Source organism: Leclercia sp. S52, assembly GCF_039727615.1.
GTDB classification, from domain to species: domain Bacteria; phylum Pseudomonadota; class Gammaproteobacteria; order Enterobacterales; family Enterobacteriaceae; genus Enterobacter; species Enterobacter adecarboxylatus_B.
Genome location: NZ_CP152474.1, coordinates 4170969 through 4184290, shown reverse-complemented (window position 1 = coordinate 4184290; position 13322 = coordinate 4170969). Strand labels below are relative to the sequence as shown.

12 protein-coding genes and 3 pseudogenes are annotated in these 13322 nt (G+C 60.5%); 3 read left to right on the top strand and 12 right to left on the bottom strand.

What is annotated here, in order from left to right; all coding sequences use genetic code 11:
* Nucleotides 1-19: 19 nt before the first annotated feature.
* From ureG to plsY, 10 genes and pseudogenes are all read right to left on the bottom strand, one after another.
* Nucleotides 20-637, bottom strand: a complete 618-nt coding sequence (gene ureG, locus AAHB66_RS20010; RefSeq protein WP_106995862.1) for an urease accessory protein UreG — start codon at nt 635-637, stop codon at nt 20-22.
* Between the two features lie 9 nt (nt 638-646).
* Nucleotides 647-1318 carry an urease accessory protein UreF gene (locus AAHB66_RS20005; protein WP_347114242.1) on the bottom strand — a complete coding sequence of 224 codons (672 nt, stop codon included), beginning with the start codon at nt 1316-1318 and terminating at the stop codon, nt 647-649.
* Nucleotides 1318-1857, bottom strand: a complete 540-nt coding sequence (locus AAHB66_RS20000; RefSeq protein ID WP_347114241.1) for a HupE/UreJ family protein — start codon at nt 1855-1857, stop codon at nt 1318-1320. The genes AAHB66_RS20005 and AAHB66_RS20000 overlap by 1 nt, the downstream gene beginning before the upstream one ends.
* A gap of 9 nt (nt 1858-1866) precedes the next feature.
* The gene (ureE, locus tag AAHB66_RS19995; RefSeq protein ID WP_347114240.1) at nt 1867-2337 is read right to left on the bottom strand and encodes an urease accessory protein UreE; all 471 of its coding nucleotides are present in this window, start codon (nt 2335-2337) and stop codon (nt 1867-1869) included.
* Nucleotides 2338-2346: 9 nt separating this feature from the next.
* Nucleotides 2347-4050 carry an urease subunit alpha gene (gene ureC, locus AAHB66_RS19990; RefSeq protein ID WP_347114238.1) on the bottom strand — a complete coding sequence of 568 codons (1704 nt, stop codon included), beginning with the start codon at nt 4048-4050 and terminating at the stop codon, nt 2347-2349.
* Nucleotides 4043-4357: an urease subunit beta gene (locus AAHB66_RS19985; protein WP_347114237.1), complete on the bottom strand. Its 315-nt coding sequence runs from the start codon at nt 4355-4357 to the stop codon at nt 4043-4045. The genes ureC and AAHB66_RS19985 overlap by 8 nt, the downstream gene beginning before the upstream one ends.
* Nucleotides 4358-4367: 10 nt before the next feature.
* A complete protein-coding gene (locus AAHB66_RS19980) occupies nt 4368-4670 on the bottom strand; it encodes an urease subunit gamma (protein ID WP_103822891.1) in 303 nt (100 codons plus the stop codon).
* 10 nt (nt 4671-4680) lie between these two features.
* Nucleotides 4681-5509, bottom strand: a pseudogene (locus tag AAHB66_RS19975) (urease accessory protein UreD).
* Nucleotides 5510-6237: 728 nt separating this feature from the next.
* Nucleotides 6238-7705: pseudogene (locus AAHB66_RS19970) on the bottom strand (MFS transporter).
* Between the two features lie 109 nt (nt 7706-7814).
* Nucleotides 7815-8429, bottom strand: a complete 615-nt coding sequence (gene plsY / locus AAHB66_RS19965) for a glycerol-3-phosphate 1-O-acyltransferase PlsY (protein ID WP_103177003.1) — start codon at nt 8427-8429, stop codon at nt 7815-7817.
* A gap of 107 nt (nt 8430-8536) precedes the next feature.
* Between plsY and folB the strand changes: the two genes are divergently transcribed.
* The gene (folB, locus tag AAHB66_RS19960; protein WP_106995853.1) at nt 8537-8905 is read left to right on the top strand and encodes a bifunctional dihydroneopterin aldolase/7,8-dihydroneopterin epimerase; all 369 of its coding nucleotides are present in this window, start codon (nt 8537-8539) and stop codon (nt 8903-8905) included.
* Between the two features lie 105 nt (nt 8906-9010).
* Entirely contained in the window at nt 9011-9829 is an 819-nt protein-coding gene (gene bacA, locus AAHB66_RS19955) for an undecaprenyl-diphosphate phosphatase (protein ID WP_347114235.1), read from the top strand.
* Nucleotides 9830-9842: 13 nt separating this feature from the next.
* On the opposite strand, the pseudogene AAHB66_RS19950 reads toward bacA, so the two are convergent.
* Together AAHB66_RS19950 and AAHB66_RS19945 are read right to left on the bottom strand one after the other, a co-directional pair.
* Nucleotides 9843-11085, bottom strand: a pseudogene (locus tag AAHB66_RS19950) (multifunctional CCA addition/repair protein).
* Nucleotides 11086-11146: 61 nt separating this feature from the next.
* Nucleotides 11147-11767, bottom strand: a complete 621-nt coding sequence (locus AAHB66_RS19945; protein WP_106995850.1) for a TIGR04211 family SH3 domain-containing protein — start codon at nt 11765-11767, stop codon at nt 11147-11149.
* 238 nt (nt 11768-12005) lie between these two features.
* Here AAHB66_RS19945 and AAHB66_RS19940 point away from each other — a divergent pair, with 238 nt between their 5' ends.
* Nucleotides 12006-13307, top strand: coding sequence for an inorganic triphosphatase (locus AAHB66_RS19940; protein ID WP_347114233.1), 1302 nt, complete (start codon nt 12006-12008; stop codon nt 13305-13307).
* Nucleotides 13308-13322: the final 15 nt, after the last annotated feature.

Sequence of the window (13322 nt, the reverse complement as noted above, 5' to 3'; positions counted from 1 at the left end):
GCGTGATGCCAGGCTTTTTTTACACCTTCAGCATCCCTTTCTCTTCCAGGAACCCGATGATGGTTCCCAGTCCGTCGCCCGCTTTCAGGTTGGTGAAGGTCCAGGGACGCTCGCCGCGCATGCGGTTAGTGTCGCGCTCCATCACCTCCAGCGACGCACCCACGTAGGGCGCGAGATCGGTTTTGTTGATCACCAGGAAATCGGATTTGGTGATCCCCGGTCCGCCTTTACGCGGGATCTTCTCCCCTTCGGCGACGTCGATCACGTAGATAGTCAGATCCGCCAGCTCCGGGCTGAAGGTAGCGCTCAGGTTATCCCCGCCGCTCTCGACAAAGATCAGATCCAGATTGCCGAACTTCTCGCTCAACGCTTCTACCGCCGCGAGGTTCATTGAGGCATCTTCGCGGATCGCGGTATGCGGACAGCCGCCGGTCTCAACCCCGACAATGCGCTCCGGCTCCAGTGCGCCCGCTTCGGTGAGGATTCGTTGATCCTCTTTGGTGTAGATATCGTTGGTCACCACCGCCAGCTGATACTGGTCGCGCATCGCTTTACACAGGGCTTCCAGCAGGGCGGTTTTGCCCGACCCCACCGGTCCGCCGACGCCCACGCGCAGCGGGTGTTTGTACTCAGACATAGAGACTCCTCAGGAACGGAATAACCGTGAATATTGGGTTTCGTGACGCGCCGAGGCGATGGCAGAGAGCGGCGTGGCCGCCCCCAGCTGGTCAACACGGCGCAGAAGCGCCTGCTCCAGCCCGTCGGCATAACGATCGCAGAGTTCGATGATCAACAGCTGGGCCGCCTGTTGACCGAAGGGCACCAGCTTGACGCCCGCCATCACCGCGCTCTCAATCCAGCTGTAGCCGAGGCTTAACGCCATCTCGCGCAGGCCGATTCCCCAGCGCACGCCGAGCCACGCCATGCCGCACAGCTGGCTTTGCGCGAACAGTGGCAGCCACTCGGGCGGGCAGTCCGTCTCCCAGCTTTTGATCAGCCGGGTGAAGGCCGCCCCGCGGTTGCGCTCCTCTTCCCGCAGCTCGCGGGTCTCGCGGCAGGCAAGCAGGTATGCCGTCCAGCGCGAGGCGGCAGCGATATCGTTCTGCTCGCAGGCGCGATACAGGCGGGAAAACAGCGGCAGATCGACGCAGAAAAAGCTCTGCTCCATCTGCTGACATTGCCAGGCTTTGAACGCCGCCGGAGTGGTGACCCAGCCCGCCTCCGCCGCCCACTCCAGCCCCTGCGACCAGGTATAAGATCCCACCGGCAGGCTGCTGCTGGTGAGCTGCATCAGGCGCAGCTGGTGGGAGGCCTTCATTAGCTCATCAGCGCCAGCAGGGCAGAGGCGATCAGCCCCCCGCCGAAGATTTTACGCAGCCCGTCGTGACGGCGCAGCAGCATACCGGCCGCAAAGCTGACGCAGAGCACCGCGGCGCTGGCGAGCATAAAGCCGCTGGTGAACAGCCAGAAGCTGTGTCCTGCCATCTCAACGCCATGTGCCCAGCCGTGGAACATCGCCAGCGCCGGGACGGCCAGCAGCAGGCGGTTTTCGGTTTTGAACATCATCGCGCCGCACACCGCCAGCGAGGCGATAATCAGCATCTCCATGCCGCCAAAGCCGCCCAACAGGCTGCCCGCAATCGCACCGGTTAACATCATGCCGAGGGTGGCAAAGGGCATCAGCAGTTTACGGCCGCTCAGCGCGGCGAGCACGCCTGCGCCGGTCAGCATCAGGAGATGATCAAGCCCGGTCAGGGGATGGAAAAAGCCGGCCTGAAAACTGTCGCTGCCGTGCCCCGGATGGGCCAGCGCGGGCAGGGAGAAGGCCAGCAGCAGCAGGGGTAACAACTTGCGCATGGTTAATCCTTAATGTGAATGAGCGTGAGAGTGCGAATGAGAGTGGGAGTGGCCTTCGCTGGCATAAGCACCCGCTTCCGGCTCAAAAGGCAGGCTGGCGAACGTCACCTCCAGATCGAACAGCTGCAGCATCTCGTCCAGGACGTGATCGTGGTGATAGCGCAGCTCGCCGGGCAGGATTTGCAGCGGCACGTGGCGGTTTCCCAGGTGATAGCAGGCGCGCGCCAGCAGGAAAGGGTCAGCGCAGCGCACCACCGACAGCGGCTCGGCGGCGGCAATGACTTCCACGACCTCACGCCCGTCGTCGCTGATGAGCAGGTCGCCGCCGCGCAGCAGCAGGCCGCGCGGCAGCATCAGCCCCGCATCGCGCCCGTCGTCCAGCACCACGCGGGCGCGGCTCTTGACCCGGACGTCAATCGGCAGCGTCACGCGGGCGGTGACGGGGTGCGAATGGTCGAGGCGTTGGGTTAAAGCGATCATGAATCCTCCTCAGAACAGGAAATAGCGTTGCGCCATCGGCAGAACCTCTGCCGGGGCGCTGGTGATCAGTTCCCCGTCAATGCGCACCTCGTAGGTTTGCGCATCGACGGTAATGTTCGGCTGCAGGCCGTTGTGGATCATGTCGGCCTTTTTCACCGTCCTGCAGCCTTTGACTACCGAGGTGGCGCTCTGCAGGTTCAGCTGCTGCGCGATGCCGTTATCGGCGGCGGCCTGCGGAAGAAACGTCAGGCGGGTGGCGTGGCGGGCGGCACCCAGCGCGCCAAACATCGGCCGGTAGTGCACCGGCTGCGGAGTGGGGATCGAGGCGTTAATGTCGCCCATCGGCGCGCAGGCAATCATCCCGCCTTTGACGATGGTGGCGGGCTTCACGCCAAAGAAGGCCGGGGACCAGACCACCAGGTCCGCCAGCTTGCCGGCCTCAATCGACCCGACCTCGTGGGCGATGCCGTGGGTCAGCGCCGGGTTGATGGTGTACTTGGCGATATAGCGCTTCACCCGCAGGTTATCGTTATCGCCTGTCTCCTCCGCCAGCGGGCCGCGCTGCACCTTCATGCGGTGCGCCACCTGCCAGGTGCGGATAATCACTTCGCCTACCCGGCCCATCGCCTGTGAATCCGATGAGGTGAGCGAGAAGGCTCCGATGTCGTGCAACACGTCCTCGGCGGCGATGGTCTCCCGGCGAATGCGCGATTCGGCAAAGGCCACGTCTTCGGCGATATCCGGGTCGAGATGGTGGCAGACCATCAGCATGTCCAGATGCTCGTCGATGGTGTTGACCGTGTAGGGCAGGGTCGGGTTGGTGGAGGAGGGCAGAATGTTGGGATGCGCGCAGGCGGTGATAATATCCGGGGCATGGCCGCCGCCCGCCCCTTCGGTATGGAAGGTGTGGATGGTGCGCCCGGCGATGGCCGCCAGGGTGTCCTCGACAAACCCGGCTTCGTTAAGGGTATCGCTGTGTAGTGCCACCTGGATATCCATCTCATCGGCTACCGTCAGGGAGCAGTCGATCGCCGCAGGGGTTGAGCCCCAGTCCTCATGAATTTTCAGGCCAATCGCACCGGCCGCAACCTGCTCGCGCAGGGCATCGGGATTGGAGGCGTTGCCCTTGCCCAGCAGACCAATGTTGACCGGCAGGGTGTCGGCGGCCTGCAACATCCGCGCGATATACCAGGGCCCCGGCGTGCAGGTGGTGGCATGGGTGCCAGCGGCAGGCCCGGTGCCGCCGCCGATCATGGTGGTGACGCCGGAGACCAGCGCCTCTTCCGCCTGCTGAGGGCAGATCCAGTGGATGTGGGTATCGACCCCGCCTGCGGTGACGATCTTGCCTTCGGCGGCGATCACCTCGGTGGCAGCGCCAATCGGGATGGCCACGCCGGGCTGAATGTCCGGGTTACCGGCTTTGCCGACGGCGACGATCCTACCGTCCTTCACGCCGATATCGGCTTTGACGATCCCCCAGTGATCGACGATCAGCGCGTTGGTCAGAACCAGATCCACGCACTCCTGCGCCGTCATCTGCCCCTGGCCCATGCCGTCGCGGATCACCTTCCCGCCGCCGAATTTGACCTCTTCGCCGTAGATCGTCAGATCCTGCTCCACCTCGATCCACAGATCGGTATCGGCCAGCCGCACTTTATCCCCGGTGGTGGGGCCAAACATATCGGCATAGGCCTGACGTGAGATCTCAGCCATGATCCACCTCGCCCATCACCTCGCCGCGAAAGCCAACGATGCGCTGTGCGCCCGCCACCTGCACCAGCGTCACGGCGCGCTTTTGGCCCGGCTCGAAGCGCACGGCGGTGCCAGCGGCGATGTTCAGCCGGTAGCCTCTGGTGGGCTCACGATCGAACTTCAGGGCCGGATTCACCTCGTAAAAATGGTAGTGGGATCCGACCTGGATCGGCCTGTCGCCGTGGTTCTCGACGATCACGCTCAGGGTGTTACGGCCTGCGTTGATCGCGATCTGGCCGGGTTGTATCTGGTATTCGCCTGGGATCATGCTGCCCCCCTTACAGGATCGGATTGTGAACGGTGACCAGCTTGGAGCCGTCCGGGAAGGTGGCCTCCACCTGAATGTCCGGGATCATCTCCGGCACGCCCTCCATCACCTGGCTGCGGGTCAGGACGTGGCGACCGGCTTCCATTAACTCCGCCACCGTCTGCCCGTCGCGCGCCCCTTCCATAATGAAGGCGCTGATCAGGGCCACCGATTCCGGGTAATTGAGCTTTACGCCGCGGGCGAGACGACGCTCGGCCACCAGCGCGGCGGTAAACAGCAACAGCTTGTCTTTTTCTCTGGGGGTCAGTTCCATCGTGCGTCTCTCAGGTGTGCCAGATTCGGGGCGGGCAGGGGGGCTTTGGCGGTGAGCTGCAGGCGCAGGCGCTGCCAGATCTCGCGCATCGCCTGCTGGCAAATCAGGTTGTCATGGGCCAGAAAACGGATCGACAGCAGGCCGTCGGTGAGGGTCGCCCCGGCGAAATGATCCAGCGGTGCCAGGGCCTCGCGGGCCTCCTCCAGCTGCGTTTCGCTCGCCGGGTAAAACAGCAGGGTGCCGATCCACGGGTGTTCCGCCACGGGGGTCAGATCGCCGTCGGCCAGATGCTGGCGCTCGATCAGCAGCGGCTCGCCCTCGAGCCAGACCTCAAGGCGACTCTCGATACGTCCGTGGCTGAAGGGCTCATTGATCACCTGGCGGCCCAGGCAAAACAGCTCCCAGGCCAGCAGGGTGCTGCTGCGCTGGAGATGAAACACCGAGCGCAGGGCAGCATTCGCGCCCGGGAAGAAAATGGTGTCCTGCGGCAGCCACTCCAGAATGGCGTTTTCGTCCAGAGTGAAGTGCTGATCCAGCCGCGCCAGTGCGCCAGTGCTGCGGTAGAACTTGCTGGCGCCGGGCATGGTGATTAGCGCGTGGCTGCGGGCCTCAAGGTGGACGTCGATCGTCAGTTCATCTCCGCCAACAATCCCGCCCGGCGGGTGCAGCAGGTAAAGATGGCAGGTTTCCTCTTCGGGATAGAACGGACGTTGAACGGTGAGCGGGCCGACGTGGCGGGCAGAGTGAAGGAGAGTTTTTTCAGGGGTGTGACAAAACTGCAAAGCAAGCGAGGCCTGCCAGCCTTTTACTGTTTTATCAACCCTCTGAGTTGCTAACATGCGTCATCCATCTGCTCGATATCGGGGATTTTTTTTAGTATGCCCTGGTAGAAATGAAGGCTGTCATATGAGTCACTTATGGATGAGGAGCGGTTGTTAAGAGCTCACTTATTTTCTGGAGTGGTGGAATTGTTCCGTTCACTATGACTTCTCTGCGTTATGTGCGCTCCTCTGCGGTGAACGTGTTAAGGGGGGCTGCCGCCGCCCCCTTAACAATCCCGGTTCCCGGCAAAGAAAATCGCCGCTTCGCGGTCCCTTCGGCTTATTCCCTCCGGCTATCGGGTCGGGCGTGATCCTACATCCATGTAGGTCACGCCCTCTCGGCGCATCCATGCGCCTCGCCCCGGCCTGCGGTCAACACCTCAGCGATTTTCAGCCGGACTTTCACTCCCTCAACCTTCTCTGCGGTTTAAATGTGGCACGGGTGTTGAGTCCCCGCTGAAATCGGCGAACCGGAGACCGGATGACAAGGGCTGGACGCCAGGGATGGCGGCCAGAGGCGAATCGAGACAGGATGTCGAGTTGAGCCGACCGCAGGCGTCAGGTCGGGAGGTGAGCGTAGTGCGAAGCACCGATTTCGTCGCGGGGCCGCGGGGATTGATAAGGGGGGCCGCGGTGGCCCCCCTTATCACGTTCACAGGTTCCGTTCATTTCATATTCTGCTGGACATGAGGTGAACGGAACCATACCACTCCTGCTACATAAAGCCTTACCAGACAGGTTATACCTTACCGGTAATCCTCCGCATCAATATCATACCCGGAGGGCTCCCAGCGGATCGCCAGCAGCGAAACCAACCCAATCAGCGGCGCAAGGGCGATCACCCAGAACACCGCCGTATCCATCGAGGCCACCAGCAGCGGAAACATAAACAGCGACAGCGTTGAGCTGCTGCGCATCAGCGTCTGGTTCAGCCCCACGCCGACCCCGCGCAGCGACGTCGGGTAGCTGAGCGAGGCAAAGGTCATCGTGTGCGCCCCCCGGACCAAAGCCCTGACCAAACAGGAACAGGGCCAGCATCGCTACCGCCGCGATCCCTTCCGCTGCACCCTCCGGACGACCGATAATCGCCAGCACCACCAGGGCAACCAGCTGACAGCTATAGCCCCCCAGCGACATCCGCCATGCGCCAAAGCGCGGCACCAGCCGCACCGCCAGCAAACCACCGACAAACGCGAACAGCAGGTTCAGGGCCAGCGAGATAAGAATGGTGATCAGCATCGACTGCACAAAGAAGCTGGAGATGATCACCGGCAGGCCAAAGGCCACGGCGTTATAGGCGAAGGACGACACAATCGACAGCAGCGTGGCCAGCATAGTGCGACGCAGATAGACCCCGCGGAACAGGTTCAGGTAGTTACGCCAGCTGGCTTTATTCACCACCGGAGCGGGCTGATCGAGCGCCTCCTGCGGCACGTGGGCGTTAATGTTGTACGCCTTGCGCAGAATCGAGGCCGCCTCTTTCAGGTTACCCTGATTCGCTGCCCAGACCGGGGATTCGCTCATATACCGGCTGCGGATAGCGATGATTACCAGCGCGGGGATCGCCCCAAAGCCGAGGATAATTCGCCACAGCCAGTCGCTGTGCGTCTCCGGCAGCACGCCATAGAAGAAGAGCACCAGCAGATAGGAGATGCTGATCGCGGCATACCATGTGGGACACCACATCGCGACGCTGGCGGCTTTGTTGCCGGGGCCTTTCAGCTTCGCGAACTCGCTTAAGAAGGCCATCGCCACGGGGAGATCGATCCCCACTCCCAGACCCATCACAAAGCGCGCCCCGGCCAGCACGTACTCGTTCGGGGCAAAGGCACAGGCGATGGCCGCAACCACGAAGAACACCATATCGGCCATAAAGACCCGGTAGCGCCCGATTTTATCCGTCAGGTAGCCGCCAATCAGCGCCCCGACAATCGCGCCGAAGGTGATTGCCGAAGCCACCATGCCGGTGCCTGCGGGGGTGAGGTTGAACTCGCGGGTGATGTCTTTGATGCCGAACGCCAGCGCGCCCAGGTCGTAGGCATCAAGAAAGATACCGCCCAGCGCAATCCCGATGACGATGCGCGCATTGGCCCGGCCCTGGGAGCCTTCATTGACCAGTTGGGTGACGTCCGCTGCATTGCGGACCCATTTGATCTCCCCGTCGGGAGTTTTTCCTGCCGTTGCAAGTGAGGTTGGATCTGCGATCTCTGTCATTTTCTTATGTTGTGTTGGCTGTACGAACAAAAAGAGTACTCACAGCAAGAAAACGATCTAAATCACATTTGGTTATAAGGCATAACTAAGGGGGGAAGGCGAAGGGGCGCTACCGCGTCTCTTTCTTCTTCCGTTTTAACCGCGCCCAGATCTTAGTCTCCTGACGACGCCACAGGCGCTGGATGTTGTCATGATGACGCAGCAGGATCAGGCAGGAGAGCATCGACACCGGGAAGGTGAACTGGGGTTTGAACCACCAGACGTAAAACGGGGCAATCAGCGCGCTGACGATGGCGCCAAGTGAAGAGTAACCGCTGAGCAACACGCTGAGCAGCCAGGTGCCGGCCATCACGCCGGTGAGATCCCAGCCAATAGGGGCAATGGCACCAAATGCGGTGGCCACGCCTTTACCGCCTTTGAAACCGAAGAATACCGGCCAGATGTGGCCCAGACAGGCGGCAATGGCAATCAGCCCCAGCCAGAATGGCGTCACGCCCAGCGCATACGCGCCCCAGACGGGCAGCATGCCTTTCAGGACGTCAAAAATCAGAACCGCTACGGCTGCTCCTTTGCCGCCAATTCGTAGTACATTGGTCGCCCCCGGATTCCCGGAACCACTCTCGCGTGGGTCAGGTAACCCGGCGATACGGCAGACCAGAATGGCGCTGGAAATTGAGCCGCAAAGGTAGGCGAGGAGGATCATTCCAGGCGCGATTGCACTCATAACGCTGTTCCGTTTTGAAAATATCGTTTTGTACTTAGCATCTGTGGATAATACGCATAATTCGCCGGGAGTGGTATCCGGTTTAGCCAAAAACCAGGCAGGTCGTGATGGATATAGTATTTATAGAGCAACTTTCGGTAATCACCACTATCGGGGTGTATGACTGGGAACAGACCATCGAGCAGAAGTTAGTGTTCGATATCGAAATGGGCTGGGATAACGTCGCCGCCGCGAAAAGCGATGATGTGAACGACTGTCTGAGCTATGCCGACGTCAGTGAAACCGTCATCAGCCACGTGGAAGGCCAGCGTTTTGCGCTGGTGGAGCGCGTGGCGGAAGAGGTGGCGGAACTGCTGCTTAGCCGCTTTAATTCCCCTTGGGTGCGCATCAAAGTCAGCAAGCCGGGCGCGGTGGCGCGGGCGGCCAATGTGGGCGTTATTATTGAGCGTAGCCAAAATCTGAAAGGAAACATTTAACGGTATAATAGTTAAACCAATTCCTGTTAAATCAGTCTTACAGCTGTTCCTTCTGCGGTTACCTTTCGGGTAAACCGTTTTTTCTGTCTTTTTAGGGGTTTATTGATGAGCGATATGCACTCCCTGCTGGTGGCAGCAATACTGGGTGTGGTCGAAGGATTGACAGAGTTTTTGCCGGTTTCCAGTACGGGCCATATGATTATTGTTGGCCATCTGCTGGGGTTTGAAGGCGAAACGGCGAAAACCTTTGAGGTGGTGATCCAGTTAGGATCCATTCTGGCGGTGGTGGTGATGTTCTGGCGCCGCCTGTTCGGGCTGATTGGCATTCACTTTGGTCATCCGCCGCACGAAGGCTCCGGCAAAGGGCGGTTGACCCTGCTGCACATTCTGCTCGGGATGATCCCGGCGGTGGTGCTGGGTCTGGTGTTGCACGACACGATCAAATCGCTGTTTAACCCGATTAACGTGATGTACGCGCTGGTGGTCGGTGGCGTGCTGCTGATTGCCGCTGAGCTGCTGAAGCCAAAAGAGCCGCGCGCGCCGGGTCTGGATGATATGACCTACCGCCAGGCGTTTATGATTGGCTGCTTCCAGTGTCTGGCGCTGTGGCCGGGCTTCTCCCGCTCCGGGGCGACGATTTCAGGCGGGATGCTGATGGGCGTGAGCCGCTATGCGGCCTCTGAGTTCTCGTTCCTGCTGGCGGTGCCGATGATGATGGGGGCGACCGCGCTCGATCTCTACAAGAGCTACCACTTCCTGACCGCAGGCGACATCCCGATGTTTGCCGTGGGCTTTATCACCGCCTTTATCGTGGCGCTGATTGCCATCAAAACCTTCCTGCAGCTGATCAAGCGCATTTCGTTTATCCCGTTCGCCATCTATCGCTTTATCATGGCGGCCGCGGTCTACGTGGTCTTCTTCTGATGACCGACTGCCCTCAGTCTTTCGGCTGAGGGCAACGCTGTTCCTTCCAGTCCGCTACCGCCTGAATCCGCCGTTTTGTTAACTCTTCCCGAATCTCTGGCCCTTTGAATCCAGCCTGGATCACCGCCTGGGTCGGCACGGCTTTCGCCACCTCCCAGGCTTCACGCAGCAATCGCCCCTGCGGATAATCGCTGGCTTCAAACCCGGTGCGTCCGCGTACGTCGGCTTCGCTGGTTAAGGCGATTTGCTCCACGCGCTGCGGCTTGCGCCAGGCGTCAATGCTGTCGAACAGCTTGACGATGGTGGCCGGCTTGAGGATCGGGAAGGTGTGGATCAGGTCATGGAACTCGGCGACCAGCTTCGCCAGATCGCGGATCTCGTTCGGCACCCGCATGCGCTGACAGACTTTTTCTACCAGCCTGACGCCCGCCGGGCCGTGGCCATGATGGCGCGGCCAGAGTTCGGGCGGCGTTAAGCCCTTGCCGAGGTCGTGACACAGGGTGGCAAAGCGCACGTCCACCTCCGGGCTGAGCATCGCCGCCATGCTTAAGGTCATCAGGGTATGGATGCCGGTATCAATCTCCGGGTGCCACTTCGCCGGGGCAGGTACGCCGAACAGGGCATCCACTTCCGGGAACAGCACTTTGAGCGCCCCGCAGTCGCGCAGCACCTGGAAGTAAACCTGCGGATTGCGGGTGGTGAGCGCATTTTCGGTCTCTTTCCACACCCGCTCCGGGGTGAGGTGTTCCAGCTCGCCCGCGTCGGTCATCGCCGTCATCAGCGCCAGGGTTTCGTCGGCGATGCGGAAGCTCAGATGGGCATAGCGGGCAGCAAAGCGCGCCACGCGCAGTACGCGGAGCGGATCTTCCGAGAAAGCGGGGGGAAACATGGCGCAGGATGCGGTTTTGTAGATCCTGTTTACCGCCGTACGCATCGACGATATGACCGTTTTCATCCTGCGCGAGGGCATTGATGGTCAGATCGCGGCGCTGCAAATCGTCTTCGAGGGTGACATCAGGGTCGGCATGGCAGATAAACCCGGTATAGCCAACGCCGGATTTACGCTCGGTACGCGCCAGAGCGTACTCCTCGCGGCTTTGCGGGTGCAGAAACACAGGGAAATCGCGGCCTACCTGCTGGTAACCCGCGTCGAGCATTGCCTGAGGGGTGGCTCCCACCACCACCCAGTCTTTATCTTTGACCGGCAGACCTAACAACGCATCACGAACCGCACCACCGACCAGATAAATCTTCACGCCACACTCTCCCGTATCAAATATTGGTAAAATAATACGTAAGTGTGGCAGAGATGGCGACTTAGTTCATCCAACGGTCTTTACGTTTACGGCTCGGCACCAGATGTGGCAGTACCAGACCCAGCAGCAGACCCATGCCCAGCACGCCGCCGCCATACATAAACCACTGCATGATGATGGTGCGCTGTTTGTCATCCAGCTGCAGGTTGGCCGCGCTCACCTTTTTCTGGGCGACGATCAGCTCGTTCTTCAGCTTCTGGTTCTCATCTTTGAGACCGTTGATCACCCCGTCGCTCTGGGCCACTTTCTGCTGCATTTCAGCAGTGCGCTGGTTCCAGGTGGCGTCGATATTGGTCAGCTTGTCAGTCAGGGTTTTAACCTGGTTTTCCAGATCCGGCACGCGGGTGCGCAGGCTCGGGTCGGTGCTAAGCTCTTTCAGGGGGATCCAGGCGGTACGGCCGCTGCTGTCGCGCACCTGGCCATAGTTGGATTCCGCGTTGCTCTGCAACAGCACCACTTCCTCGCCGGCATTAATCGTACCCACGAGGCGATAATTGTCACCCGGACCACTGCGTACCCAGGTGTTCAGTTCGTCAGAAACGTAGCGCTTCTCTTCTGCGTGGACCACGGTCGCGGCGCTTAAGGCAAGTAATGTCAGTCCGATCAGGCGTAATTTAGGCATCAGGCAGTCGTTATTTTCATAAAAAGTGGAACGATATTAGTGGAAACAGTCTTCAGGCTCAAAGGATTCGTCAGCATTCGGAATCCTCTGTGCTCTGTTGGCCACTGTAGCAAACTTTACGCCCGTCAAATTGCCCATTGCGTGGCAATCTGGCGCAAAATACTATCTACTGACAAAAAAGTGGCGAGTAAGTTCGCCGTAATTTACCCCACGAAGTCGCAATCAAAAGAACAAGGCCATGGCTCAGGAAATCGAATTAAAGTTTATCGTTGAAAGCGGCAGCGTTGACGCGCTGCGAAACCATCTGCATCAGCTGACCGGCGAGCACCATGCGCCGGTACAACTGCTCAACATCTATTACGAAACGCAGGACCTGTGGCTGCGCCGTCATGACCGTGGGCTGCGCATCCGCGGCGTGGACGGGCGTTATGAGATGACCATGAAAATCGGCGGTCGCGTGGTCGGCGGCCTGCATCAGCGCCCGGAATACAACATCGATATCAGCCAGCCCGAGCTGGAGCTGGCGCGCTTCCCGGCGGAAGTGTGGCCGGAAGGCGGGCTGCCAGACGGGCTGGCGGAGAGCGTCAGCCCGCTGTTCAGCACCGATTTCTGGCGCGAGAAGTGGCTGGTGAACGAAGGGAAAAGCCGGATCGAAATCGCCCTCGACCTGGGGGAGGTGAAAGCCGGTGAGTTCCAGGAGCCGATCTGCGAGCTGGAGCTTGAGCTGCTGGAAGGTCACGCCGATGATGTGCTGAAGTTGGCCCGCAAGCTGGTGTCGCAGAGCGGTCTGCGTCAGGGGAGCCTGAGCAAGGCCGCCCGCGGCTATCATCTGGCCCAGGGCAATGCCCCGCGCATGCTGAAACCTACCGACATTCTGCGCCTCGCGCCGAAATCCTCGGTCGAGCAGGGCTTTGAAGCCTCGCTGGAGCTGGCCCTGAGCCAGTGGCAGTACCACGAAGAGCTGTGGATCCGCGGCGTAAAAGGCGCAAAAGATCATGTGCTGGCGGCGATGGCGCTGGTGCGTCACAGTCTGACGCTGTTCGGCGGCATTGTGCCGCGTAAAGCGAGTGCTCACTTACGCGATCTGCTGACCCAGGCCGACGCCCTGATGGCTTCTGACGTCTCTGCCGAGACGGCGGTCTACAGCCCGCAAACCGCCACCGCGAAGCTGGCGTTGACCGAGTTCCTGGTGAGCCACGGCTGGCGCAGCTTCCTTGACGCGAAGGGGGAGACCAAAATGGCGGAAAACTTCAAGCGTTTTGCCGATATCCATCTGTCCCGCCACGCCGCTGAGCTGAAAACCATTTTCGGACATCCGCTGGGCGATCAGTACGGCGATCAGCTGATCCGTCTGGCGCGCAACGTCGACAGCATTCTGCTGCTGGCAGGGGCCTATGACGGCCCGGTCGCCCGCGCATGGCTGGAGAACTGGCAAGGGCTGCTGTATGCCATCAAGACCCGCCAGCACATTGAAATTGAGCATTTCCGCAACGAAGCCATTTCGCAGGAGCCATTCTGGCTGCACAGCGGAAAACGTTAACGCAGGCAAGGAACC

Bases quoted from the DNA above. Each gene is read 5' to 3' on its own strand.
- ureG (WP_106995862.1), bottom strand. From the start codon at position 637: ATGTCTGAGTACAAACACCCGCTGCGCGTGGGCGTCGGCGGACCGGTG.
- AAHB66_RS20005 (WP_347114242.1), bottom strand. From the start codon at position 1,318: ATGAAGGCCTCCCACCAGCTGCGCCTGATGCAGCTCACCAGCAGCAGC.
- AAHB66_RS20000 (WP_347114241.1), bottom strand. From the start codon at position 1,857: ATGCGCAAGTTGTTACCCCTGCTGCTGCTGGCCTTCTCCCTGCCCGCG.
- ureE (WP_347114240.1), bottom strand. From the start codon at position 2,337: ATGATCGCTTTAACCCAACGCCTCGACCATTCGCACCCCGTCACCGCC.
- ureC (WP_347114238.1), bottom strand. From the start codon at position 4,050: ATGGCTGAGATCTCACGTCAGGCCTATGCCGATATGTTTGGCCCCACC.
- AAHB66_RS19985 (WP_347114237.1), bottom strand. From the start codon at position 4,357: ATGATCCCAGGCGAATACCAGATACAACCCGGCCAGATCGCGATCAAC.
- AAHB66_RS19980 (WP_103822891.1), bottom strand. From the start codon at position 4,670: ATGGAACTGACCCCCAGAGAAAAAGACAAGCTGTTGCTGTTTACCGCC.
- plsY (WP_103177003.1), bottom strand. From the start codon at position 8,429: ATGAGTGCAATCGCGCCTGGAATGATCCTCCTCGCCTACCTTTGCGGC.
- folB (WP_106995853.1), top strand. From the start codon at position 8,537: ATGGATATAGTATTTATAGAGCAACTTTCGGTAATCACCACTATCGGG.
- bacA (WP_347114235.1), top strand. From the start codon at position 9,011: ATGAGCGATATGCACTCCCTGCTGGTGGCAGCAATACTGGGTGTGGTC.
- AAHB66_RS19945 (WP_106995850.1), bottom strand. From the start codon at position 11,767: ATGCCTAAATTACGCCTGATCGGACTGACATTACTTGCCTTAAGCGCC.
- AAHB66_RS19940 (WP_347114233.1), top strand. From the start codon at position 12,006: ATGGCTCAGGAAATCGAATTAAAGTTTATCGTTGAAAGCGGCAGCGTT.